Below are 25,301 nucleotides of genomic sequence, written 5' to 3'. Positions count from 1 at the left end.
TTAAGCGGCCCTTTCATCTTCTAAATCATCCTCTGTCAACTTACTCGCGAGAGGTAGAATCAACGTGAAGCGACTTCCCACACCTTCTTTACTTTCAACTTCCAATCTTCCATTCATAGCAATAGCCAAAGAACGTGCTTCAAATGCACCGATACCAAATCCGCCATCTTTACTGGATGCAAATGGTTTAAAAAGCTGGCTACGGATAAACTCGCTCGACATACCTTTACCGCGATCCAAAACTTCAATTGCGACGCTCAAATCCCGCCGACGTGCGTTTAGCAAAATAGGCTGACCTTCAGGGCTGGCGTCAATCGCGTTTTGGATAAGATGCCCTAATATCTGATCCACCCGAGTTGGATCTGCCATTGCTGTTAGATTATCAATCTTTGTACTTTCAATCGCATGCAACAAACGCTTTTTTTCAATAATCGACTGCAATAAAGCAGCAACTTTTACCGGCTTAGGCTCCTCCGGCTTAGCTTTATTATGCTGCGACAACCGCTCCAGAAGGCCGTTCATCTTACCTGCAGAATCCTGCAAAGTGGATATCATATCGATTTGAAATTCTGGATTATCTGCATGCTTTTTTGCATTCCGAGCCAGTAAACTAAGCTGACTGACCAGATTTTTAATATCATGCATGATAAACGCCATACGGCGATTAAATTCGTCAAAGCGCTGCGCTTCTGACAAAGACTCTTGGCTCCGTGCTTCCGCCAGATAGCTAGCGACCTGACGCCCAACCACGCGGAGCATATCAAGATCTTCCCAGTCCAAAGTCCGGTTTACCCGCGGCCGCGCCAACAAGACGATACCTGCCAGTCGGTCAAAATGAACCAGCGGGACTGCGATCCATGTCTGTGGATCATTGATCATCCATTCAGGAACAGCGCCAGAATCTATCTGGTCCACCTTATCCGAACGAAGATCGTCAAATTCAATAATATGTCCGGTTTCTTCAAAAAATGGTATCGTGCGGGTCGTACAAGCGCGCGGTGGAACCTGTATTGTCGGCCAGTTCCAGCGAGACTGTAGGGCCAGACAACTGGCATCATCTGGCATTAATAAAATACCGGCCGGAGATTCGGTTATATCCGCAATCGCTTTCACAACGCGTTCATGAAATGGCGCACTTTCCGCGCCCGGTCTCCCGATCGTATCGGTAAACCTGATCCATTCCGCCCTATAGTCGTAGCGATGCTGGAAAAAATTCTTGGCTAATTTGACTTTGAACCACGCCCGAAATTTCCCAGATGGAAGTAAAAGCAAAGCAGCGATGGTTGTACCAAAGAGAAAGCTGATTTGGGCCAATCGCGCATAATCACCGCCGATAATCTGCAAAGCAGTTGCAATGATGATCATCATCAACAAATATCCACCAATGGCCACTAACGACAAAGATCTAAAGGTGACACTGCGAGATAATTTTAGCTTCCATTCGGTATTACGAACCGCTGCCAATGCAAGAATAGGCGCGATACAAACCATGGCTGGCCCCCGCATTGCAGCGAGCTCTGGCGAGAAATGCTGCGTCAAATAAGTGATCGTGAATAGATTGAGATCATAGGTCCATATCGCCGCCAAGGATGCCATGGGTAGCCTGATGCCCCAGCGTGTTTCCGGCGCGGAAATAGAGTAAAGATTATGCACTAATACCAGAGCGCCTACAGCGAATAGCATGCGGAGCACCAAGGAAGTATAGGCCGCGACACCGGCGAGCTGCGCGCTGCCTGCAAAAACTGGAATTAGGCCGTCAACTATTACCTGAGCGACTAAAACAACTACCACAGCAAAATAAATGGCGTTCACGGCCTTTGGTTCATCACGCCCCTCACCAGCCCGCAAGAGCACGAACATAAAGGCCAGCCATCCCAAATTTCTTAAAGTCTCAGCAAAATTAGAGATTGGCGAAAATGCTCCTTCGACAGCAATGGAAAGCGCCCAGAAACTGGTCAATGCGAGTGCCATCATCAGCGATAATTGCGCCTTGTTGCGATCAGTTTGACGCTGAAATTGCCAAATTGTTAGCGCCCCAAATAGCGCTGCCGCAAGTCCGTGGCCGAATATGCTAATCTGGTCCAATATAGCACCCATCTCAACGAGCACCTTCAGACCACAGAACCACTCGAATAGTTTGTAGCAAGATCAGGATATCGAGAAATGGTGTATAATTTTTAGCGTAATAAAGGTCATATTCCAGTTTATGCCGGCTATCCTCTATCGACGCTCCGTAAGGATAGTTTATTTGAGCCCATCCCGTAATGCCTGGCTTCACCATATGGCGTTCAGCATAAAAGGGCATTTTGGTTTGGAGATCCTCAACAAATTGAGGGCGTTCCGGACGCGGACCGACAAAGCTCATTTCGCCCTTTAATACACTCCACGCCTGGGGCAGCTCGTCAATACGGACCTTCCGGATAAAACTACCCACTTTAGTGATTCTGGGATCATTTTCACTAGCCCAAACTGCTTGCCCAGCCACTTCAGCATCGGCGCGCATCGAACGAAGCTTCAGTATATAAAATTTTTGCCCGTATAGGCCGACACGTTCCTGCTTGAAAAAGGCCCCGCCTTTGCTCTCCAGCTTTATCAGTGCCGCAAAAGCAAGGATTATGGGTCCGGTAAAAAGCAGCAAAAGCAGGCTTAACAATATATCAAAGCTGCGTTTAAACGCAGTCGATATCCTGCGCCCCGAGGAGAAGCCATCCGAAAAAATAAACCAACTTGGATTTACACTATCTAAATCCACACGCCCGGTCTCACGCTCCAAAAAGCTGGACATATCATTCACATGTACACCGGTAGTCTTGATTGTCAGCAAATCAGCGACAGGTAGCGAATTTCTCCGCTCTTCGAGCGCCAAGACCACCTCACTAACTTCTAGATCGATTACATGTTGAGGCAAATTGTCAATTTCAGAGCGTTTTATCGCAGTCTTTACTTTTGCTGGCCCCTCGTTCATGTCGACATAGCCGCTAACGATAAAGCCACTTTCCTGTTTGCTGGCGAGCATTGCGATCCGATTAGCCCTAGGACCGGCACCCAAAATCAATAGTCGTCGTTTAAAGACATTACTGTCCAAAACAGTGCCCAGCATGATCCGCACCGTCATCAGCAAAACGATAGACAATATCATCGCATATAGAGAATTTGAACGCCAAAGAGTTATCCCCGGCATGATAAAAGCCATGATTGATAAAAATATGACACCCAGTGAAATAGCGACCAATATCCTCGCCGCAGCAAATTTCAGCGATTGGAGCGCTTCCGTTCCGTAAACACCTACCGCAATTAGGGCAAATTCAAGTGCTACAGCAAAACTGACAATTGGCGCTGGACGATCATAAATCGATCCTGCGTTCATTCCAATTTGATTGGCGCGCACGATCCAGCTGACTTCCGCTGCAGCAATCAACAGGATTATATCCAACAATCCGAGGAAAAGGAGTGGATAAGGAATATAATGTTTGAACAATCGGATCATGAAGCGTGCATTCTCTCCTTAGTGCACGCATGAGATAGACAAAATTCGTAAGCTGTCGGTTAATTTTACACTTTATTTTTCAAGAAACGCCTAATTTCGCTAAAAATGTTCAGTTTTCCGACAATAAAATCGTCAATCATTAACAAAACTAAAGGGCGTTAGTCCCGTTTCCTGAATATCAAGTCTCAAAACCCGGTTTTTTGGGGGAGCCGATCTCTGCGAACATTGAGCTCTGGTGCAAGCAGGACAACCAAGACCGATTAATTCCACATTATCTGCTGATAAATTAGCTCCACGAGCATAATAGAGTGTAGCAGCGTGCTCGGCGGATAGTCCTAAACCAACCGCAAATTCCGGAGTGATGCCACCAACACCGTAACCGATTCCTTGAACCGCACGCGATATGGTAAACCAGCTAGAGCCGTCCTCCAATCCCACCAATTGTGTGTGTTCCTCAAACGGGCGATCAAACACACGGTGGATATTCCACAACGCGCAGCGATGCGCGCTTTCCGCCAAAGATCCGTTACTAGCGCCGACGAAACGTTTCGAAACCAACCCCGATCGATCAATACGTATCATAAAAAATGGTAATCCGCGTGAGCCCACGCGCTGCAATGTAGTTAAGCGATGGGCGACTTGTTCAAAACTGGAACCAAAACGTCGCTGTAAAATTTGTATTTGATATCCGGTTTGTTCACATGCTCTGATAAACCGTGCGTAAGGCATCATTAAAGCGGCAGCAAAATAGCTTGACAAGTGTCGGCGATAAAGATGTTCCGCTGCGTTATCCTGAAAGTCAGCACCTGAAACTAAACCATCTATTTCTGATTGAGCTTCTATTTCACCGAGCAATGCGGCAACTTGAAATGTACGTGATGCTGGATCGAGCATTTCAGAAAGTTGCAATTGACGCGCATGTAGATCCAACCGCCTCAGTATTTCGGGCAATACTGACTCTGGCAAAATTCTTATCGCCAGTTGATGTTTAACGCGAAGCCTCTCAAGAATTGCGCCGTATAGATCTCCAGCACCCAGACGCAGTTCGTCAGCGAGCGTTTCAGCAATAGAGTCGAGATCTGCAAAATGGTTGCGCCACCGCTCAATTTCCGTTCGTATCAGCGAAATTGGGTCCGAAGTTTCGACAGCGGTTACCAATTGACCCGTTGATCGATTATCAAATAATCTGACAAAAGCTTCCGCAGTATTCGGAGCAGCGATTAGCCATTCCTCAAGTTCGGAGCGATCTATTGCCAAATCCGCGAACATGGGATCCGCTAACCGTCTGCCCATTCCATTGACACCACCACCTGGTTCATCAGCCACCAATTGTCGCGGATCAAAGTCGAAACGATCCGCGAGCAACAACATGAGACGAGCACTCAAAGGGCGCTGGTTGCGTTCAATCAAGTTCAAGTAGCTTGCCGAAATATCGAGCGCATCAGCGAGAGCTACCTGAGTCATATTGGCACCGCGCCTCAGCCGTTTTATCGCTGCTCCTGCAAAAAGTTTTCTGTCTGCCATCTTCTAAATCTATGTAAATTAATTTACAAATTGACAAGGATAAAGCGCAATAGTCATTATATTTACACGTATTTTAGTAAATTTTCTTTGCATCCTATTCAACCAGCCGGCTAATAATGGGTCAACAAATCGAATTTTAGTTAATTTACAAACTGTTTCCTGGGGAGGAAAATCTATCCGCCGGAGCCTTGCCGCTTCGGCGGATTTTTTTACTAACACATAATTTCTTGAAAAAATTTGTAAGAGTATCTTAACCCGTCACGTTTATTTAGCACACAAATAGTGTCTTTAATTATCGGTGGAATCATGATCAAAGAAGCAGGCCTTTTTATTCTGTCAGCAGGATTCCTTGTATATTTCATCTCTCCCGTTGATGACAAACCAAAGCCTCCACCAAGCAAAATTGAAACACCGCAGAAAGCAGTCTCATCTGACGAAGACGATGCCGCGTATTGGGGAGATGAATCCGAAGACGAAGCAGAACAAGAATTCGTGTTCGGGGAACCTATGACGGGCACCGACCCCACCTCGGACGATGACGATGGCCATAAAAATGATGAAGACAACCGCAATCGGGAAGTTGCACCAAAACAAAAAGCGTCAGCTAATAATGGAGCATCTCGCCCCGAAAGAATACCGCCCGCTCACAACAAAAGTCCAAAACCAGGTGAACTAGGTAGCGCAGAAAACCCTATCCCGCTCAACTAACTATTATTTTCTAATCCAAATCTCGCATCATATCACGGCGACATTCTTCGCCTATGATGGCGGCATGACCATAGTTGGGATGGTCAATCTGTATCATCACCTGCCCGGCCCCACTTTTCCATATTTTAGCTTGTTCAGCCGTCAGCGCAAAGTGAAGGAATTGGACAGCACTCGCTTTTCCATCTGACCGTGTACGGTCTACATCCTGCTCCGGCTCAGCTGTGATCTTATGGTCGCCGATGATTAAATGAATATGTTGGTCAACTCCGCCCAATTTCTTCAAAAACGCCGTACGGCGTTCTTCTTCATCGATTTCGAACATCAAAGTGCCGGTAAATTCCGATCCATTTGGGATCATCGGGTTATATGCGGCCAGTTCATCAACTAACTGCTCTTCTCCGCCCTTTTCTATACGCAACATTTCCTGAATTTGCAGCCACATACTATCCCAGCTTTCAAATTGGATAGTCGCATACGGACCAATTGCAAGTCGCCGAAATTTTTTGCGCAAGATGCTTTCCTGACGCTTTTCTTTCCGGATCAACTCATAATCGCTGAGAGAGATAATGTCATTTTTAGTTATGATATGTTCGTTACGAGGCATGATTATTTCCTTAAAATCCATATGCCTTTGCAAGCAGCTCAATCGGATGACCTATACGTTCGGGTATCTTAGCCTGACCATTTAATTCCATAACTTGCTTCAAATGCGGTCCCGCGAGTGGGCATTCACTAACCATGTAATCAGGACTATTTTTGACTAAAGCACGAGCAGCAGGACGACCAACCTTCACTGCCTTATCGAAATTTTCCTTAAAAATTCCCCATTTCCCGCCATGGCCAGAACAGCGTTCCGCTATAGTTGGTTTAGCATCCGGTATTAGCTTCAACATTTCCATAGCTTTTGGGCCCATATTCTGGGCTCGGCTATGACAAGCAAAGTGAATACCGATCTGCGCATCCATCGGCGCAATCGGCATCATGCCCTTACTCTTAGAAATTTCGACAATATATTCACTGAGATCGCGGGTTGCAGCAGCGAGTTTTTTGACCGCTTCATTTTCCGGTAATATCAATGGCCATTCAAACTTCATCATCAATGCGCAGCTTGGCGTCAGAGCGACAATGTCATAGCCCTCATCAATTAGCGTAGAAAAATGAGCGGAAACCGTTTCAGCCGCTGACGCCACTGCAGGAAGGTCGCCATTTTCTAACTTTGGCATTCCGCAACATCCAGGATATTCGATACGTGTCTGAACACCATTATGGGAAAGCACATCCAAGGCGGCTTTCCCTGATGTTTGATCGTTGAAATTACCATAGCAAGTTGCGTAAATCGCGGCTTTCTTTCCAAAGGCAGGCGCCTCGGAATTCGGAACAGGCCCGCTGCCGGGAAATTTGTGGGTCAATGGCACGTCTTCGAATTCAGGAAGATGCGCGCGCTTGTCGATGCCTGCAACTGTTTCCAGCACGCCGCGGGTAAAGCTGTTGTCTTTATTCGTCGCCCAATTGGCGGCACCGGCAACAACGCCTGCTAGTTTGGCATTACGGTCCATCTTTGCGAGCTCTTTGTCGACAAAACCGGTCTTGCCTTTACGATGCTCAACGGCGCGGTGGCGAAGCATTAGGTGGGGGAAGTCCAAGTCAAATTCATGGGGCGGGACATAAGGGCATTTCACCATGAAACACATGTCGCATAACGTACAGGCATCCACGACTTTCTTCATGTCGCCTGCGTTAAGATCGCCGACTTCTTCATTGGGGCTTTCGTCGATCATATCGAACAATTGCGGAAAGCTATCACAGAGATTGAAGCAGCGGCGGCAGCCGTGGCATATGTCGAACACGCGGCGCAATTCGCCGTCTAGCGCTTCTTCATCGTAGAAGGATTCTTCTTGCCAAGCGATGGGGTGACGCATTGGGGCGCCCAAGCTGCCTTCTGTCATGACATGGTCCAATCCTGAGACTTTGGTTCGGTGGGATAGTGCCGAAAGTTGTGAAAGTGCCGCGCAACGCCCTAAATCAGAAGGAGCGAGCGCGGCATTTTAATATTATTTTACAATGACTTAAGCGTCAAGAGTTTCCAGTGTCTTCTGGAACTTGCCGGCGTGGCTTTTTTCCGCTTTGGCCAGCGTTTCAAACCAGTCAGCAATTTCGTCAAAGCCTTCTTCACGGGCAGATTTTGCCATACCGGGGTACATATCGGTATATTCGTGGGTTTCGCCTGCAATCGCCGATTTCAGGTTATTTTCGGTGCTGCCGATGGGCTCACCAGTTGCTGGATCGCCGACTTCTTCAAGAAATTCAAGATGACCATGCGCGTGGCCGGTTTCACCTTCTGCGGTGGAGCGGAATACCGCTGCAACATCGTTATAGCCTTCAATGTCAGCCTTCTGGGCGAAATAGAGATAGCGGCGATTGGCCTGGCTTTCACCAGCAAATGCGTCTTTCAGATTCTGCTCTGTCTTGCTTCCTGCGAGTCCCATGGTCTTCTCCTTCAATCGGTTTGGGTGAATGGCTTATGCCGATAAGCTATATTGCTTGCGCGGTTTATACGCTTATCGAGCACCGCCCTCTATCCTATTTTTTGATTTTTCACCATCGATAAAACCGATTAATAAGATGCAACTTATTCGCAATAGCGATAACCGATCGTTACTGTCCGCAACGCTTCATAACATAGCTATCCGGTTCAATCGTAAAGGTAAATTGGTCAGGCATAGATAGAGAAACTGGCCCCTCCATTTGAAATCGCCCGCCTGCTTCACCAGTTTCTTCATCGACCGCCAGATCGATTAAACTCAGGGTCAGCTGTTCACCATCCCATTGCCACGTGCCCGTCAAATCTTCTGAAATGAAATTTCCACCGGCCAACAAAGTCCAGTTGGTGGGCTGTTGGCATGTTTCCTCCGCAAAGGCCCAACGCCCTTCAAAATAGGATGTTTCTACGTTCTCGGCTGGCGCAGAAAGGCGGACATTGGCGATGAGCAAACTGGCCGCAAAAACGCCCAAACCAATGAGCGTCATGGACGCTCGCCGGTTAATCACCTTTTTTCATCAGATGAAGCGCCGCCGCTGTGAGTGCTTCCGCTCCAGTCGCGACGACTTTTTCGGCATCCGGTGCCCATAGCGGACTATGCAGAGAAGGCAGCTTTGTGCCCGCTTTCTTCGCGGCTTCAAATTCATCCATCGGCACACCGCCAACCCAGAAGATCATGCTTTTAATCTTTTCATCAGCGCGGCGGTAGCGGCTAAAATCTTCCCCGCCCATAACCGGCTTTGATAGAACAACCCGTTCCTTGCCGAACCGGCTTTCAAAAAGCGTCGCCATCTCAACACTAAATTCAGGGCTGTTATAAGTGGAAGGCGTATATTCATCATCCCGCGTAGTGATGATCGGCATTTTATCTTCCGGAAGACCAGCGGTAATCGCTTCCCCTCTGGCAATACGCTTTATACCATCCAGCAACTTGGTCCGCGTTTCATCAGAATAGCTGCGCACGGTAAGCAATAAATTGGCTTTATCCGGAATGATATTATGCTTGAAGCCCGCCTGAAAGCTGCCCACCGTCACCACGGCCGGGTCTTGCGGATCCATTTCGCGGCTGACCAATGTTTGCAGCGCGCCAACGATACGCGAAGCGATCACAATAGGGTCTTTGGTTGTGTGCGGATAAGCACCATGTCCGCCCACGCCCTGTACTTCAATGTCCACACTATCGACATTGGCCAGAGCATAGCCCGGCACATAGCCAATATAGCCAGCGGGAGCACCCGCCGCATCATGGAAAGCCAGCGCATATTCGGGTTTCGGGAAACGCGTATAAAGGCCATCGTCCAGCATCGCCTTTGCGCCCTCGCCCGTTTCTTCGGCCGGCTGCAGGATCATGACCAGCGTCCCGGACCATTCATCCGTGCGCACCGACAATTGCCGGGCGGTTCCAACCCAGCCCGTCATGTGCGTGTCATGGCCGCAAGCGTGCATCACGCCCGTGTCATTGCCTTCACGGGTTTTTGCCATCACCGTCGATGCGAACGGCAATCCGGTTTTTTCGACCAGCGGCAGGCCATCCATATCCGCCCGGATCAATACCGTTGGACCATCACCATTTTTCAGCACAGCAACAACACCGGTACCGCCCACTTTTTCGGTAACATCAAATCCCAGTCGCCGGGCTTCGGTAGCCAGTTTCGCTGCGGTTTTAAATTCTTCACCGCTGAGTTCAGGATTGGCATGGAGATCGCGATATAAATCCATCAAGGACGGCAAATCTGCCTTGATCGCATCGTTCAAGGGATCGGCCTGCGCCTGTGTGCAGAATAAAATGGAAGAGGCTGCCAGCAGAGCGACTTTAGAAATTTTCAGCATCACTATCCCCGTTATCCGATTAAATTATGCGCAAGCCTAACCGCTAAACAACCGCTTGCAAGATATAAATTTACTCGGTGATCGGGGTCAGTTCCATGACATCTACTTTCGATTCATAATAGGGATAGGGAAAGACCATCCGCCAGCGTTTTTTACCAATGCGTTGCACCACCGCAGCCTGATCGCGCTCAGCCGTTGTCCCATAAGATATCAGCTTATCCTCGTACCCATAGATAAGCGATCCGAGATAGACGGAATGGCGCGGACCAGCATCATAGATCCATCCAATCGTGCGCTGTGACCCCGTCAATTTGGTAAAATGGCGACGCCCCGCATCGACCGTTACCCGGCATTGGAAAGCAGGATAGGCGATATAGGGCAAGCTGCCATCCGGATCGCCATCCAATTTGGTAATCGAGCAGGCATAAAGTCCGGCGGGAATTTTGCTCTCCCGCAGGGCTGCTGATTTTTTGAACAAGGGGCTGCGCGCGGCGAGCTCATCCCCCTCCCCGACCTGTGCGCCTTTTACTCCGATTTCTAATGCCTCTTCCCATTGGTCCAATCGCTTCTGGTCCGCCTCTGTCGCCTCCACCTGCCATTGTGATTTAGATGGCGTCGTTTTCTTAGGGGCTTGCGACAGCGTGGACGAACCGGCCGACGCCATCAAAAATGGCGCCGAACAGAATATCATTCGAAGTGTCGGAGCGATCATTGTGCCGTCCAGCCACCATCTACCGAAATATTCGCCCCCGTAATTGCACTGGCTTCCTCTTTACAAAGGAACAGGGCGAGCGCCGCAACCTGATCAATCTGGACAAATTTCTTGGTCGGTTGTCCTGCCAACAGCACGTCATTCATCACTTGTTCGCGCGTCATGTTCCGCGCTTTCATGGTATCGGGTATCTGGTTCTCGACCAGCGGCGTCCACACATAGCCGGGTGAGATTGTATTGACCGTAATTCCCTGCTGTGCGACTTCCAATGCAACGGTTTTACTAAAGCCCGCTATGGCATGTTTCGCGGCATTATAGGCGGATTTATAGGGACTGGCGACCTTGCTGTGCATGGAGCCCGTATTGATAATCCGCCCCCATCCTGCCGCCTTCATCGCCGGTAATACGGCCTTTGTGGTGTGGAAGGCGCTGTTGCAGATAATATCCATGATGGCGTTCCACTTGTCTTCGGGAAACTCGTCCACCGGGGCGACATGCTGAATGCCTGCATTGTTGATCAATATATCGACAACGCCCAATTGTTCAGCGCAGTCTGCCGCCATCTGGCGGATTTCTTCCGGCTTGGTCATATCGGCACTGCTATAAGCGGCCTTGGCCCCGCTCAGACTTTCTAATTCCTGACGCAGCTTTTCGATTTCATCTGCATCACCGAAACCGTTGATCATTATCGCCGCGCCTTCAGCAGCCAATGCTTTTGCATAGCCTCCGCCGATGCCAGATGTTGACCCTGTAATCAAAGCGGTCTTGCCCTTCAGAAACATGCATTTTCTCCTTTGGGCGACATTAAAACAGTCGGGCATGACTGCAATGGATATTTGTAAAAGAAATGCCGCCTACTTGCGCTTTTCGTTGATTCAGGCAAATTGGGTCGCAACAGGAGTATTAGCCATGCGTTTAGATGACCTCGATCCCAGCAAAAATGTCCGTGACCATGGCAGCGGCGGCGGTGGCCGGGGGTTTGGTGGCGGGGGCGGCGGAGGATTGGGCCTACTGCTCAGTTTTCTCCCGATGTTGCTTGGCCGGAAAATGGGCTGCGGGACCATCCTGCTGATCGGCGGCGCGGCTCTGGCTTTTATGTATTTTGGTGGCGGTGCGAGCATGTTGACGGGTGGCGGCGGCAGTCAGAGCGCTGGTTCTGGCAACGCGGTCGCCTATGACACAGCGGAAGAACGGTTTGCCGGTCAGGTGCTAAGCTCTACCGAACAGACTTGGTCTAAATTATTTCGGGCGAATGGCTCAAACTATCAGCCCACAACGCTCAACTTTTATCAAGGCGGCGTTAGCTCCAACGGCTGTGGTTCGGCCAGTTCTGCTGCAGGACCATTTTATTGTCCCGCTGATCAGGGCATTTATCTCGACACGTCGTTTTTCAACGAACTGGAAACGAAAATGGGTGCGAAGGGTGATTTTGCGAAAGCCTATGTCATCGCCCATGAAGTGGGTCATCATATACAGAATTTAAGCGGGACAGCCGATCAGGTGCGTCAGGCACAGGGCCGTGCCAGCAAGGCCGAAGGCAATGGTCTGCAAGTCCGTATGGAATTACAGGCGGATTGCTATGCCGGTGTCTGGGCTGCGCAAAATGCCGACCGGATGGAAGCTGGCGATGTCGAAGAAGGCCTGACCGCTGCTCATGCCATTGGCGATGATACGCTCATGCGCGGGGCCGGACAGCGCCCGGTCGAGAGCATGTTCACACATGGTACGTCCGAGCAGCGCATGGCGTGGCTTAAAAAAGGGATGCAAACCGGAGATCCGGCCGCCTGCGATACATTCGCAAGCGGCGCGGTTTTCTAGTTTGTCCGGTCAGGTTGCAGGATTTTTCTGCAACGTGCGGGTCCAGTCTAGCCGGCGGGTGACGAACATCACCCCGGCTAGAGCGGCAAAGATCAGCAGGGATCCGATGAGCAGCGAGTAAGCCTCCAAGCTCAACAATATATAGATCACGCCATATAGCGCCGCCAATAGGCCGCCGATTATCGATGCGCTTCGCCAACTGGACAGAACCGATGCGGCATAGGCTGTGATCAGCCCGATCGTCGCTATAGATGCGACGATATAGGCCAAGGCAAAGCCGATAATTTCGGCAAAGGCTAGCAACAATATGAAGAATAGCACCAGCGCCACACCGACCAATATATATTGGACAGACGAGATACGCACGCCGCCGATCAGATCGAACAACAGAAATGCGACAAAGGTAAATCCAATGAACAGGAAGCCATATTTGGTCGCGCGGCTGACTTGATCGTAGAGGTCGACCGGCTGGATGAAATTAACCGTCACACTGGAAGGCCCTGCGGAGGCCCCGCCGGCTTCGTAAGCATTATAACCCCGGTCATCGCTGGACGGATAGATTTGCTGCCCCGGCAACATTGAGGTTAAAGACGTTCCCAGCGCGAGATTGGAAATATTATATTTCGCGGTAAAACCAGCCTTCGTGACTTTATTCTCCGGCAGGAATCCACCCGTAAAGCTAGGGTGGGGCCATTTGGACGTCACGGTCCAGTTAGTCTGGCCAGCATCCGGCACCATGGTCAGGCTCTCGGTCCCGCGGAATTTCACATCGAATTTCACGTCGATCGTGCCGTCTGCCAAAGCGGTAGCATCTAACCATGAGAAAAAGCCGGTATTGCCGGTCTCGCCGAGACCTTTGCCCGGTTGCAGAACAAGAGACTGCCCAGCAACGGACAGCTTGTTATCCGCCGCTAACCCCCGTGCATCGGACAACCCAAAGCGGATTTCCGCGCGCGCAAAATCTATATCCGTCGGATCAATGCCGGAGCGGTTAAAATCCTCGGGCAATTTGAACGAGGCGGAGCCGGTTACGTTGCTGTTGTAGATCACAACCTCGTAGATGGAGCGGCTTTTTACTTCGGTCTGGATGTCGCTGTTAAAGGTCATGACTTCTGGCGACAGGAAAAGTTCGCGCGTCACGATATTGGTGCGCGTCACGGTTTTGCCGTCCTGCTCCACCGATTCCTGGACCTTGGCTCTGTAAGGCAACACAATTTTCGGGCCCGCAAAGACTTGCTCGCCGCCCCAACCGGTGACGATGGATCGCTCGGCCTGTTCACTCTGGCTCTGGCGATCATAGATGAGCAGCCAGCTTGCGAATAACGGGATGGCCAGCAAAAATCCGGTGAGTAGCACCAACAGGAATTTCGCCCCCGGTGATCGTTCCGGCCGCACAGCTAGCTGCGGCGATTGCGTCTCTTCGGCGGTTTTATTCATATTGCATTTCCCTCTCAATCCCTGTTTCTAAGTGCCTACCGCTATTGCAAGCCACTGTCATTGCTCTAATCATGATCACACCGACTGTTCTGTTAGCGACGAATCGAGGCTTACGTGCGACGAATTAACACATTGGCGGATTGCTACAATGTGAACGACTTTCGTTCTCTTGCCAAAAAGCGCCTGCCTTTCCCAATCTTTGACTATATTGACGGCGCAGCGGATGACGAAGTCACACGCCGCCGCAATACCACCGCCTATGAAGCCTGCGACCTTGTCCCCAATGTTTTGGCTGGGGTCGAGACTATCGACATGAGCACCACCGTCATGGGCCAGAAACTGGCCATGCCCCTTTTTCTGTCGCCCACCGCCTTGCAGCGCCTATTCCACTGGCAAGGCGAGCGCGGAGTCGCCAGAGCGGCGGAGAAATTCGGGACGTTTTTTGGTATCTCATCGCTGGCAACAGTCAGCATAGAGGAAATTGGCGAAAGCATCAGCACCCCGAAAATGTTCCAGCTTTATGTCCACAAGGATAAAGGCCTTAACAAGTCGATGGTGGACCGCTGCAAGGCTGCGAAATTTGATGCGCTCACGCTGACGGTTGATACGATTGTCGGTGGTAATCGCGAACGCTGCTTGCGCTCCGGCTTTACCAGCCCGCCCAAAATCACGCCTGCCAGTTTCCTGAGCTATGCCGCCAAACCAAGCTGGGCGCTCAACTATCTGTTCCGCGAGAATTTTGAGCTGTCCAATCTTAAAAGCCATGTCGCAGAAGGAACCAACGTCGCCCTGTCGGTAGCCGAATATTTCTCAACCATGCTCGATCAATCACTCGACTGGGCGATGGCCGAAGATATTCGTAAAGACTGGGGCGGTGAATTTTGTCTAAAAGGCATTATGTCGGTTGAGGATGCAAAACGTGCCGTCGACATTGGCGCAACGGCGATCATGGTCTCCAACCACGGCGGACGCCAACTGGATGGCTCCCGCGCGCCTTTTGACCAGCTTGCTGAAATTTGCGATGCGGTCGGCGATAAAATCGACGTGATTTGCGACGGCGGCATTACACGCGGCAGCCATGTTCTGAAAGCGCTGAGCGTCGGTGCCAAGGCCTGTTCAGGTGGCAGGCTCTATCTCTATGCGCTGGCCGCTGCCGGTCAGGCAGGGGTTGAACGCAGCCTCGGCTTGCTGCAAGCTGAAATCGCACGGGACATGAAACTAATGGGCGTGACATCCGTTGATCAGTTGAACCGCAATAATCTGCGATACCGATCTTAAAACTAAACAAGGAAATAGTGATGCACCATATTGCAAAATTAGCGACCGCTTCCCTAGCAACACTTATCCTCACTGCCCCACTTCAGGCGCAGCAGGCCGATCCGGATCAGTCGATGGAAGAGCATACGGTCGATGCAGCGACCACGCCGGTCAAAGATGTGGGCCTAAAAAAAACTAAAATCCCTGAAAAGCTTATCGCTATTCAAGATGATCCCTATTCCCTCACCGGCATGAAACGCTGTGCCGCGATCATTCAGGAAGTGACCGAACTTAATGCGGTTTTGGCGGCCGATGTGAATGAAGAGGTCGACAAATCCAGAGCAGAAAAACGCGAGGAAACCGCAGGCCGTGTCGCTGGGGGACTATTGGGAGGTCTCATCCCATTTCGCGGGATTGTCCGGGAAGTATCCGGCGCAGCAGGCGACGAACGGAAATATAACGCCGCCGTTTATGCCGGCGTGGTTCGTCGCGGTTTTCTGAAAGGCGTCGGACGAGAAAGGGGTTGCAAGGCCCCTGCCCGTCCGTAAACTACCATAGCGGAGTATAACCTAGGGGGCAGCTAGGGAGGGACATCATGTCCATCAACCGAGCGATGGCTGGATTATCTTTAGCGAGATTATCATTGGCCATGACACTGAGTTTTGCTGTCGGCGCGCAGGCAGAAGTACCGAACAAAGATAGCTCGATGCAGGAACATGCTGAAAACGCCGTGATGCAGCCGGTAAAAGACGTGAATATGCGGCAAGATCCGATCCCGCCAAAGCTGTTAGCGATTCAGCATCACCCCTATGATCTGGAAAATATGCGCGGATGCCGCGCGCTCGGATTTGAAATTGGGCAACTTGATGCCGTGCTCGGCCCTGATATTAATCAGCTGGACGATGTCAGCGATGCCGAAAAACGCGAAGAAGGTGCGAGCCGGATTGCCGGATCTATCATCGGCGGTCTTATCCCCTTTCGCGGCATTGTGCGTGAAATTTCCGGCGCCAATGCGGCCGAGCGGCGGTTCCTAAGTGCTATCGCGGCCGGCAATGCGCGGCGCAGTTTTCTGAAAGGTGTAGCAGTGACGAAGGGCTGCTTTCCCCATCGTCGCCCTGACCACTTCGCATTAACATATGATTTGCGAGGATTTTGACGCGATATCATCTGTGGAGACAGACACTCCTAGCTAGCGCGCACAATCCAGATACCACCCTGTAACACAACGCGCCCATTGTCATCATAAGGCGCCAGCGCCTCTCTCAATGCTACCATTAGCTTGGACTTCAGCTCATCATCAACTTCGCCCATCGCCCGCGATGCGGGGCCGATTTGTGATGAAAAATATGCCGCTCCATCCACGCCATCGGATTGGGAAATGCAAATATCGACAAGATGAGAAGTCATAGACACATTGGCAAAACCCGCGTCGGTTAATATGCTTTTCAGGCGGTCGGGATCGGAAAATGCAAAGGGGCCGGGTGCATGCGGGTCCGTCTCTGGTGCTTCCGGCAATAATGGCTTGATTGCCTGCATCGGGACCATCACCCACAAATTCACTTTCGGGCTCTGCCAGCATGCAAAAACCATGCGGCCACCGGGCTTTAAATTGGCTTTAATATTGGCAAATGCGGCGACCGGATCTTCAAAAAACATCACGCCAAATCGCGAAATGATCAGGTCAAATCCTTCATCCGCACGATATTCCGATGCATCCGCCAGTAATAGTTCGGCCCGGCCATCCGCCCGCGACCGCGCCAGATCCAGCATCGGTTTCGACACATCAACACCGGTAACATGCGCGCCGGCTTCCGTTGCGATTAGGACAGTTTCACCGGTACCGCAGCCAAGGTCCAAAACCCGTTCACCGGGCGCAATGGCAGCGGCGTCTATCAGCAAGGATGTAACGGGCGCGAGAAATACGTCCATTGCACCTTGCTGCTGCGCCCATTTCAGGCCGGCATTGTCATTCCAATATTCAATCTGCTCTTCATTGGACATAATCTTGGTACCCTCTGCTAAAATAGACAGACACACCAACCCATGTTCCGGAACAAATGTTGGATGCTATTTAATAGACCCGCTTCTTCGGCTTCACATATTCCGCTTCGTCAGTCAGCGTATAATCATGGACCGGACGATAGCTGATATTGACCTTGCCGGTGCCGCGCGATTTATCAGGACCGCCCCAACCGTCAAATGTCGCAACCGTATGTTTCATCCATTCTTTATCGTTACGGTCTTCATAATCTTCCTGCATGTGCGCACCGCGGCTTTCCTTGCGGTTGGCGGCGCTTTCCATCGTAACGACCGCTTGAGCCATCAGGTTATCCAGCTCCAGCGTTTCGATGAGATCGGTATTCCAGATTAGGGAACGGTCAGTGACGCTGACATCACCCATCTTCTGGTTAACCGCACGCATTGCGGCCACGCCTTCGGACAACAATTCATCATCGCGGAACACGGCGCAATTTTTCTGCATTGTTTTCTGCATTTCAGTGCGCAGGGCAGCAGTTGTTGTGCCGCCTTTCGCATAACGGAAATGGTCCAGACGAGCCAACGCGAGATCAGCCGAGTCCTTTGGCAATGGCTTGTGAGGCGTGCCGGGTGTCAGCTTGTCTTTCAGACGCAAGCCGGTTGCACGGCCAAATACCACAAGATCGATCAGCGAGTTAGAGCCGAGACGGTTCGCGCCGTGCACCGAAACACAAGCCGCTTCACCCACAGAATAAAGGCCCGGTACGACAGCATCGGGATTATCTTTGGTCGGGTTCACGACTTCGCCATGATAGTTACAAGGTATGCCGCCCATGTTATAATGAACTGTCGGCACAACCGGTAGAGCCTGACGCGTCAGGTCGACATTAGCGAAAATCTTGCCGGTCTCGGTAATGCCCGGCAGACGTTCCGCCAAAACAGCTGGATCAATATGATCGAGATGGAGGTAGATATGATCTTTCTCCGGCCCAACACCGCGGCCTTCACGGATTTCAGTCGCCATACAGCGCGACACAACGTCGCGAGAAGCCAAATCTTTCGCGCTTGGCGCATAGCGTTCCATGAAACGCTCGCCTTCGGAGTTGGTCAGATAACCGCCCTCACCGCGTGCGCCTTCGGTAATCAAAACGCCCGCACCGTAAATGCCGGTCGGGTGAAACTGAACAAACTCCATATCCTGCAATGGCAAGCCAGCGCGCAGCACCATACCGCCGCCGTCACCGGTACAGGCATGGGCAGATGTCGCGCTATAATAGCAACGGCCATAGCCGCCGGTCGCCAAGACAACCGCATGGGCGCGGAAACGGTGGATGGAACCGTCTTCCAGACAAATGGCAATAACGCCGCGACATTCGCCGTCTTCCATGATGAGATCGATTGCGAAATATTCGATGAAGAAATCCGCGTCATATTTCAGGCTCTGTTGATACAGCGCGTGGAGCATTGCGTGACCGGTACGGTCGGCCGCGGCACAGGTCCGCTGTACGGGCGGGCCATCGCCCATATTCTGCATATGGCCGCCAAAGGGACGCTGATAGATTGTGCCATCTTCGTTACGAGAGAAAGGCACACCGGCATGTTCCAGTTCATAGACTGCTGCCGGTGCTTCACGGACGAGATATTCAATCGCGTCCTGATCACCCAGCCAGTCAGAACCTTTGACCGTATCATACATATGCCAGGTCCAATGATCCGGCGTATTGTTACCCAGTGACGCCGCAATACCGCCCTGCGCCGCAACAGTGTGCGAACGGGTTGGAAAAACTTTGGTGATACAAGCGGTCTTCAGACCGGCTTCCGCAGAACCCATAGTCGCGCGCAAACCGGACCCACCGGCACCCACGACAACGGTGTCGAACATATGATCGATAATTTTATAAGCGGGTTTTGAATTTGTGTCAGTCATTAAGCGACCACTCCGGTAAAGGCGACCTTGGCAACAGCGAAAATTCCAAGTGCTGCACCGCCAATGGCGAAAAAGTTAAGCAAGATGATGATGCCGAATTTCAGGCCGTGATCCGGGATATAATCCTCGATCAACACCTGAAGCCCAAGCCGCAAATGCCAGAAAATACTAACCAGCATGAGTATCATCGGAACCGCAACCAGCGGCGAAGACAGCCAGCCGATGAGCAGTTCATGTTCGTAATTGGGCAGTCTCAACAAAGAGATGAGCAGCCATGCAATCATCGCGAGATTGCCGACGGCGGTTACGCGTTGAATGATCCAGTGATGGGCGCCGTGTTTGGCAGAGCCAAGACCGCGAACTCTACCGATTTCTGTTCCTGATCCCATCGTCTTATCCAATCAACTTTGTAGAGATAAAGAGCCAGAGCGCCCCGGTAGAAAGCAGCGCCAATATGGGCACGGCAGAAGACCAGAGCTTGTTCGTCTGGAGCTCATAACCAGCGCCGGTATCCAATACAAAATGGCGCAGGCCGGAATATGTATGTTCAAACAGGGCGAAGGACATGCCGATCATGACAATAAAACCGGGAATCGAAGTCATGATACCCGTGAAGGTTTCAAACGACTCTGGCCCGGCTGAAATACTATAAAGCCACCAAACCAATATTGGTGCACCTAGCAAAGCAAGCGCGTCACCCGTGACACGGTGAAGGATAGAGACCAGCATATGCGGGCCCCATTTATATATTCCCAAATGCGGCGATAATGGCCGGTTCGTTGGCTTAACCAATTTTTGTCCCCTGATCAGAGACCCCGCGCGTTGCTGGAGTCTTTGTAAACGAACCCGTGCTTTAGCGAAAACATGGCGGCATGCAAACAGGATAGCAGCGTTTTTATACGCTCATCATGCGGTTTTTTGAACTAAATTGCCGATTGGCACCCTCAAATCGCCATTTCCCAACAAAAATATGAGCGGTTCTGCATCTCTTATTGGACCTTTCGCGAAGCCCGCTCTATTCGACCGCGTTATGACAGAGGCAAAAACACATATATTGATGACGGGCACGGCCCTTGACGCCAATGGCGCGAGTTTCGTTCGATGATCGCGCGGGAGCTGCTGGATACAGCACAAATACCAAGCGGCGGCGGCGAATTGCGGCTTTATAAGCGCGAGTTAAAAGGCAATAATGAATTTTCGATCATGCTCGGCCGGATCGAGTTGATGAACAGCCGGTTGAGCGGGTCCGAAGAGGCTCTAGCCGATCTGAGCTGCGAAAAAATCATACCGCGCCCTCGTCCGCATGTTTTAATTGGCGGCTTTGGCATGGGGTTCACCTTGCGCGCTGCCATAAAGGCCTTACCCGCCGATGCCCGGATAACGGTTGCAGAGCTTATCCCCGCCGTCGTTAAATGGGCACGCGGTCCGATGCATGAACTTTGCGGCGATGTTCTCGAAGACCCGCGCGTTGAAATCATTGTCGGAGATGTTTGCAATATTATTGCCCAAGCCAGCAACGAATATGACGCCATCCTGTTAGACGTCGATAACGGCCCCGACGGTTTGACGCATGAAAGCAATGACCGGCTTTATAATATGGCTGGCTTGCAAGCATCAAAATCAGCGCTCAAATCCGGCGGAGTGTTGGCGGTCTGGTCCAGCGAGGCCGATTCCCGTTTCACCAGACGATTACAAAAAGCCCGCCTGATTGTGGAAGAACATACCGTCAGCGCCCGGCAAAATGGCAAAGGTGCACGGCATATGATCTGGTTGGCGACCAAAGGTTAAATTTCGGCGCGCTCCCAAATACGCATAATAAAAAAATAATTTCCCACAGGTGGATTAAATACCCACACCGTTTCGTTCTTCTATCAAGCAACTCATATAGGAGACTTACATATGCGTATAACTGCACTCATCGCTAGTCTGGCCATCATCAGCGCGACCACATCCCCCGCTCTGGCCCATAACGGCACCGAACATCATGTAGAAGTTCGCGAAGAACCGATTGCGGGCCAATATAATAAATTTTGGTATAATTATCTCGCCGATATACTGGAAGCAGACAAGGAACTGAAAAGCGACCTTCGCCGCGCTACCGACGAAGAAGACACGCGCGATGCCTGGGAAGAATATAGGAATGAACTGGTGGATGCCGATAGCGATTATGTCGAGGAAATGCGGGATCGCAATTTCCGTGCTGTTCGGGTTTCTGTAGGCAAATAAAAGCAATCACATATGATAAAAGGCGGGACATGATCCCGCCTTTTTTATGTCTGTTGAAGTTAGAAAGCTTAGCGCCAGCATTTAAACCAGCGCCAATACTCCGCCCTATTTCCAGCCTTTCTCCATCAATCTCCGTTCGGCTTTCGCATCTAACGGTGCGTCAGCCATTAACTCCGCCGCCTTTGCATTAATCTGACCGCTAGAGGCCTGACGATAATCGCCTGATGGACTGCCGGGTACAGTTGCATGTAGCCGCCAATCTTCTTTTTCACGACACGCAATTCCGGCAACCGCATTGCCGGTAAAGCTTCGGCAAACATCGCCCGACTTCGCCCGAAATGTAAGGCCGATACGATAGTCGCTTTTCTCGGGCTGTGCAGACGCCAATTGCTTTTCCAGAGCCGTTTCAAGCGAACCACTGGCAATTAATGCTCCATCGCTCTGCTGAAAAGGGCCGGTTTCACTGCCCAAACCAAATTGGCCGACAGCGACGCCGATCGCCAATGTTGCCGCCATCGCGCCCCATTGGGCGAAACCAAAACCGCGCCTTTGTTCTAGGGCGCGCTCTTGACCGGATTTTCGTGATGCAAAACTTGTATCGACATTACTGTCCAGCGAGCCGGTCAACAGAGATGTCAGACGATCAGGTATCGCCTCGTCCATCACCGGCGCATAATGGGCGGCCAGTTTATTCTGAAGCGCACGTTCCTGTTCGACCCGCTCGGCGAGATTGGCATCTGTTTCCATCGCCTTTTCAATCCGCTTCGCGGTTACAGCATCGCACTCACCATCAACATAGGTCATGATAGTTTCATTATCGAATGTCATGCGGCCTCTCCCAAAGCGCGTTGCAGGGCTTCGCGGCCGCGTACCAACCGTGATGTCAGGGTTCCTATCGGAATTTCGAGCAGCTCTGCGGCCTCTTTATAGGCAAAACCCTCTACCAGCACGAGGGAAACAGCCTCCCGCTGCTCCAGCGGCAATTCATCCATGGCGCGGTCGACGTCCCTAAGTTCCATGCGCGATTCCATCCGCTGATGATCGTCTCCCGCAATATTTTCCATTGCGCCATCGTCATTTGCGACATGTTCCCGCCGACCGGCAGAACGCACCGTGTCGATCCATATATTTCGTGTAATTCTATACATCCAGCTATCCAGTCTTGTTCCTGCCTGCCACTGGTCACGCTTTAATAGGGCGCGTTCAATGGCCATCTGACACAGATCATCTGCATCATCGATATTGCGCGTCAGGCTGCGAGCGAAACGCCGCAATCGCGGAAGCAATTCCAGCAGATCCTGTTCAAATGCCATTCAGCGCGGATATCCTTTTATTTATCGTCTATGGATGAAACGATGGACCTAGCGCGTTTAATCCCTGAAAACAAAAAAAAGCAAATTTGAAATCAAAATTCCAGCATTCGTGCGAAAGAGGCAAATATGAAAACGAAGAGAAAATGGCTTGCGGCGATGGTAATCGCGCTAGTTCCTTTCGCCGCGATTGCACAATTGTCGATCCCCAATGTCGGCCGCAACTTACCCCTGCCCAATTCGGGATTTGACGACATAACCAAACCATTAGTCGATCCTGTGACTTCCACTGTCGATGCCAGCATGTTGGATCAGTTGAGCACGTCCGAATTAAAAATATTGTTAAACCGGCTCCGCGTCGATCGCCTCAATCAGTTTCTCCGGCAGAATGAAGCCTATGTCGAGCGCGACAGCAATGGAGATCCGGCCGTGCGCGGTATCCTTGTGGCCACTGGCATATCTGAAGCCTCTTTGCAGCGTGCCCAACAGGAAGGGTTTCAGGTGCTGGAGCGCGAGACTATCAAAGGCCTCGACCTGAATTTTGTAAAACTGGCGGTGCGTCAAGGCAAAAAGTTGAAATCAGAACAGAAGAAATTACAGAAGATTGCCAGCGAAGCAGACATAAGCGCTGATAATATATATTTTCCCAGCAGCATATCCTCCACAACATATGCACCACCGCTTCCCACAATGACTCTGGCCAGCGGCAGCGCAAAATCCGGCGCATTGGGATTGATCGACGGCGGTGTGGCCCGCCATAAAATGATCACAATGGCGGTGGAGCAGCGCGGCTTTGCGAAAGGTGCCCCGACGGCCAGCAGCCATGCCACCGCCATTGCATCACTTCTTTCCGCCAATCCCGGAATTTCGGGACGAGGATTGCTGGCCGCAGATATATATGGCCGCGATCCAGCGGGCGGAAACGCAACGGCTATAGCGCGGGCGCTGGGCTGGATGGTTGAGCGCCACATATCGGTGGTGACGATTAGTTTGGTCGGGCCCAATAATGGTCTTCTAAAAAATGCCGTCTCCGCTGCACAGAAAAAGGGATTATTAATCGTTGCTGCTGTGGGAAATGACGGCCCTGCTGCGCCGCAACGCTTCCCGGCGTCCTATCTTGGCGTCATCGGCGTGACCGGTGTCGACCAACGGCAACGGGCTTTACCGGAGGCCGGAATAGCCACGCCGGTCGATTTTGCTGCACCGGGGGCAGATATTAAAGGTGCAGCGTTAGATGGCACGATGGCCCCATTGCGCGGTACGTCATTTGCCGCGCCATTGGCTGCCGCAAGACTGGCATCCTATTATCCCGCGCCCAGCATCACCAATATCAAGCCCGCCATAAATGGCTTGATCAAAGAAGCCAAAGACCTTGGTAAAAAGGGTCCGGATAAAATTTATGGCAACGGTCTTATCTGCGGAAACTGCGGCATTCGATAATTTATTTCAATTATTTTGCGGATTGATGGATTAAATTACCTATCCCCATCGTTGCTTCTCCAGACGACGAAAATATCATCGTCATAAATGGAGAAAGATTATGAAAAAGTTTATCGCAAGCACATTAACGATCGCATTTCTCACCGCTGTACCGGCCTCAGCGCAATTGCTCGGCGGCGCGGGCGGCCTTGGCGGATCATTGGGCGGTTCGCTCGGCGGCGGTCTAGGCAGCACAATGGGATCTGATACGATCAACCGTACTACCGGATCAGTGACCGGCCGCGGCGGAGTTGCCAGTTCCACTCAAATTGACAGGACGATCGATACGCGTTCTGGCCGCGTCGCAACCGATGCGAACAGCAGCTCTAGCGCAAATGGTTCGTTGATCGGTGCCGCTGATCTGCCAACCAATAGCGTCAATGGCGCAGCCAACGGCACGGCAAGCGGATCGGCAAATGGCGGCGCGGATGCAACCTTGCTCGGCACCGATGCCGTCCGCTCCACAGCGGGACAAGCGGTAGGCACTGCGCGTAATATTGGCCAAACTGCCAAATCTACTGCCGGTGGCGCTGCATCCACGGTTGCCGGAACAGCTGGCAACGCCGTCTCTTCCGCGTCAACTGCCGGCTCTTTGGCAGGAAACGCAAGTGGTAATGCGAGCGGTACTGGAAGCGGAATGGCCATGGGTAATCTCGGCCAATTGGCTGCATCGGGCAGCTCCGCTGCAAATGCGAGCGGAATGTTCTCAGTCATGCCGGGCATGCCCATCGAAGATCCCAAGGGCCGTGTTGTCGGATATGTCCAGACTGTTCAGCAAACCGGGTCGGGCATTGTTCAATCCGTGGTCGTGGAAGCGGGCAACCGCACGGCAACCTTGCCAGCAGCTAGTTTCGCCGGATCGGGTGATGTTCTTGTCACCGCGATGAGCAAGGGCGAGATTAAAAAAGCGGCTAAATCACAAGAAGCCCAAAGTGAAGCCAGCAAATAATCGGATCGTCAAAATGGTGTAAATGACTCAGTTGCGTCTAATGCCCCTACACCATTTTACGTAGGAAGCGCGTCGGATAAGTTCCGGCGCGCTTTTTAATAGGAAGCTGGCACCAAAATTC

The 25,301-nt window shown here is 51.3% G+C and carries 26 protein-coding genes; 9 read left to right on the top strand and 17 right to left on the bottom strand.

All coding sequences use genetic code 11. The features are described from left to right. The 3 genes from prsK to V7676_RS09205 form a co-directional block, all read right to left on the bottom strand. Positions 1-2,097, bottom strand: a complete 2,097-nt coding sequence (prsK, locus tag V7676_RS09215; protein WP_335659393.1) for an XrtA/PEP-CTERM system histidine kinase PrsK — start codon at positions 2,095-2,097, stop codon at positions 1-3. Between the two features lies 1 nt (position 2,098). After that, positions 2,099-3,487: a TIGR03013 family XrtA/PEP-CTERM system glycosyltransferase gene (locus V7676_RS09210; protein ID WP_335659392.1), complete on the bottom strand. Its 1,389-nt coding sequence runs from the start codon at positions 3,485-3,487 to the stop codon at positions 2,099-2,101. Between the two features lie 132 nt (positions 3,488-3,619). Continuing rightward, on the bottom strand, positions 3,620-5,011 hold the full coding sequence (locus tag V7676_RS09205) for a helix-turn-helix domain-containing protein (RefSeq protein WP_335659391.1): 1,392 nt from the start codon (positions 5,009-5,011) through the stop codon (positions 3,620-3,622). Between the two features lie 306 nt (positions 5,012-5,317). On the opposite strand from V7676_RS09205, the gene V7676_RS09200 reads away from it, so the two are divergent. Further along, a complete protein-coding gene (locus V7676_RS09200; RefSeq protein WP_335659390.1) occupies positions 5,318-5,719 on the top strand; it encodes a hypothetical protein in 402 nt (133 codons plus the stop codon). Between the two features lie 10 nt (positions 5,720-5,729). On the opposite strand, the gene V7676_RS09195 is transcribed toward V7676_RS09200, so the two are convergent. The 7 genes from V7676_RS09195 to V7676_RS09165 all read right to left on the bottom strand — a co-directional run bounded on the left by V7676_RS09195 (position 5,730) and on the right by V7676_RS09165 (position 11,582). Further along, positions 5,730-6,323 carry a DUF3501 family protein gene (locus V7676_RS09195; protein WP_335659389.1) on the bottom strand — a complete coding sequence of 198 codons (594 nt, stop codon included), beginning with the start codon at positions 6,321-6,323 and terminating at the stop codon, positions 5,730-5,732. Positions 6,324-6,333: 10 nt separating this feature from the next. Further along, positions 6,334-7,665, bottom strand: a complete 1,332-nt coding sequence (locus V7676_RS09190; RefSeq protein WP_335659388.1) for a (Fe-S)-binding protein — start codon at positions 7,663-7,665, stop codon at positions 6,334-6,336. Between the two features lie 120 nt (positions 7,666-7,785). Then, positions 7,786-8,205 carry a rubrerythrin family protein gene (locus tag V7676_RS09185; RefSeq protein WP_335659387.1) on the bottom strand — a complete coding sequence of 140 codons (420 nt, stop codon included), beginning with the start codon at positions 8,203-8,205 and terminating at the stop codon, positions 7,786-7,788. A 169-nt stretch (positions 8,206-8,374) separates the two neighbouring features. After that, entirely contained in the window at positions 8,375-8,746 is a 372-nt protein-coding gene (locus V7676_RS09180; protein ID WP_335659386.1) for a hypothetical protein, read from the bottom strand. Positions 8,747-8,759: 13 nt separating this feature from the next. After that, a complete protein-coding gene (locus tag V7676_RS09175) occupies positions 8,760-10,088 on the bottom strand; it encodes an amidohydrolase (RefSeq protein ID WP_442955424.1) in 1,329 nt (442 codons plus the stop codon). 70 nt (positions 10,089-10,158) lie between these two features. Beyond that, complete coding sequence (locus V7676_RS09170; protein ID WP_335659385.1) at positions 10,159-10,800, bottom strand: DUF4893 domain-containing protein; 642 nt, start codon at positions 10,798-10,800, stop codon at positions 10,159-10,161. Continuing rightward, the gene (locus V7676_RS09165; protein ID WP_335659384.1) at positions 10,797-11,582 is read right to left on the bottom strand and encodes a 3-hydroxybutyrate dehydrogenase; all 786 of its coding nucleotides are present in this window, start codon (positions 11,580-11,582) and stop codon (positions 10,797-10,799) included. The genes V7676_RS09170 and V7676_RS09165 overlap by 4 nt, the downstream gene beginning before the upstream one ends. A gap of 127 nt (positions 11,583-11,709) precedes the next feature. Between V7676_RS09165 and ypfJ the strand changes: the two genes are divergently transcribed. Continuing rightward, positions 11,710-12,618: a KPN_02809 family neutral zinc metallopeptidase gene (gene ypfJ / locus V7676_RS09160; RefSeq protein WP_335659383.1), complete on the top strand. Its 909-nt coding sequence runs from the start codon at positions 11,710-11,712 to the stop codon at positions 12,616-12,618. 9 nt (positions 12,619-12,627) lie between these two features. Here ypfJ and creD read toward each other — a convergent pair whose 3' ends face one another. Continuing rightward, positions 12,628-14,055, bottom strand: coding sequence for a cell envelope integrity protein CreD (gene creD / locus V7676_RS09155; protein WP_335659382.1), 1,428 nt, complete (start codon positions 14,053-14,055; stop codon positions 12,628-12,630). Positions 14,056-14,205: 150 nt separating this feature from the next. Here creD and V7676_RS09150 point away from each other — a divergent pair, with 150 nt between their 5' ends. Genes V7676_RS09150 through V7676_RS09140 form a run of 3 tightly spaced genes read left to right on the top strand, consistent with a single transcriptional unit; the run spans position 14,206 to position 16,468 of the window. After that, a complete protein-coding gene (locus V7676_RS09150; RefSeq protein WP_335659381.1) occupies positions 14,206-15,333 on the top strand; it encodes an alpha-hydroxy acid oxidase in 1,128 nt (375 codons plus the stop codon). A 20-nt stretch (positions 15,334-15,353) separates the two neighbouring features. Beyond that, a complete protein-coding gene (locus tag V7676_RS09145; protein ID WP_335659380.1) occupies positions 15,354-15,860 on the top strand; it encodes a hypothetical protein in 507 nt (168 codons plus the stop codon). Between the two features lie 47 nt (positions 15,861-15,907). After that, positions 15,908-16,468, top strand: coding sequence for a hypothetical protein (locus V7676_RS09140; protein WP_335659379.1), 561 nt, complete (start codon positions 15,908-15,910; stop codon positions 16,466-16,468). A gap of 29 nt (positions 16,469-16,497) precedes the next feature. On the opposite strand, the gene V7676_RS09135 is transcribed toward V7676_RS09140, so the two are convergent. From V7676_RS09135 to sdhC, 4 genes are all read right to left on the bottom strand, one after another. Further along, positions 16,498-17,313: a class I SAM-dependent methyltransferase gene (locus tag V7676_RS09135; protein WP_335659378.1), complete on the bottom strand. Its 816-nt coding sequence runs from the start codon at positions 17,311-17,313 to the stop codon at positions 16,498-16,500. Positions 17,314-17,383: 70 nt separating this feature from the next. Further along, positions 17,384-19,216 (bottom strand): succinate dehydrogenase flavoprotein subunit, encoded by a 1,833-nt coding sequence (sdhA, locus tag V7676_RS09130; protein ID WP_335659377.1) that lies wholly within the window; start codon positions 19,214-19,216, stop codon positions 17,384-17,386. Beyond that, positions 19,216-19,605, bottom strand: coding sequence for a succinate dehydrogenase, hydrophobic membrane anchor protein (gene sdhD / locus V7676_RS09125; protein ID WP_335659376.1), 390 nt, complete (start codon positions 19,603-19,605; stop codon positions 19,216-19,218). Before sdhD ends, sdhA begins: the two co-directional genes overlap by 1 nt. 4 nt (positions 19,606-19,609) lie before the next feature. Beyond that, positions 19,610-20,008 carry a succinate dehydrogenase, cytochrome b556 subunit gene (gene sdhC, locus V7676_RS09120; protein WP_335659375.1) on the bottom strand — a complete coding sequence of 133 codons (399 nt, stop codon included), beginning with the start codon at positions 20,006-20,008 and terminating at the stop codon, positions 19,610-19,612. A 309-nt stretch (positions 20,009-20,317) separates the two neighbouring features. On the opposite strand from sdhC, the gene V7676_RS09115 reads away from it, so the two are divergent. Both V7676_RS09115 and V7676_RS09110 read left to right on the top strand, forming a co-directional pair. Continuing rightward, the gene (locus tag V7676_RS09115) at positions 20,318-21,004 is read left to right on the top strand and encodes a spermidine synthase (RefSeq protein WP_335659374.1); all 687 of its coding nucleotides are present in this window, start codon (positions 20,318-20,320) and stop codon (positions 21,002-21,004) included. A 111-nt stretch (positions 21,005-21,115) separates the two neighbouring features. Further along, positions 21,116-21,442 (top strand): hypothetical protein, encoded by a 327-nt coding sequence (locus tag V7676_RS09110; RefSeq protein WP_335659373.1) that lies wholly within the window; start codon positions 21,116-21,118, stop codon positions 21,440-21,442. A 105-nt stretch (positions 21,443-21,547) separates the two neighbouring features. Here the strand turns inward: V7676_RS09110 and V7676_RS09105 are convergent, their stop codons facing one another. Then, complete coding sequence (locus V7676_RS09105) at positions 21,548-22,270, bottom strand: anti-sigma factor family protein (protein ID WP_335659372.1); 723 nt, start codon at positions 22,268-22,270, stop codon at positions 21,548-21,550. After that, positions 22,267-22,755 (bottom strand): RNA polymerase sigma factor, encoded by a 489-nt coding sequence (locus V7676_RS09100; protein ID WP_335659371.1) that lies wholly within the window; start codon positions 22,753-22,755, stop codon positions 22,267-22,269. The genes V7676_RS09105 and V7676_RS09100 overlap by 4 nt, the downstream gene beginning before the upstream one ends. 126 nt (positions 22,756-22,881) lie before the next feature. On the opposite strand from V7676_RS09100, the gene V7676_RS09095 reads away from it, so the two are divergent. Continuing rightward, the gene (locus V7676_RS09095) at positions 22,882-24,192 is read left to right on the top strand and encodes a S8 family serine peptidase (RefSeq protein WP_335659370.1); all 1,311 of its coding nucleotides are present in this window, start codon (positions 22,882-22,884) and stop codon (positions 24,190-24,192) included. A 100-nt stretch (positions 24,193-24,292) separates the two neighbouring features. After that, entirely contained in the window at positions 24,293-25,180 is an 888-nt protein-coding gene (locus V7676_RS09090) for a hypothetical protein (RefSeq protein ID WP_335659369.1), read from the top strand. The last annotated feature ends 121 nt before the right edge of the window (positions 25,181-25,301 follow it).

It is taken from the genome of Parasphingorhabdus sp., assembly GCF_036963805.1.
Classification (GTDB): Bacteria; Pseudomonadota; Alphaproteobacteria; order Sphingomonadales; family Sphingomonadaceae; genus Parasphingorhabdus.
The sequence above is the reverse complement of the archived record's forward strand: the minus strand, read 5'-3'. Positions and strand labels throughout refer to the sequence as shown.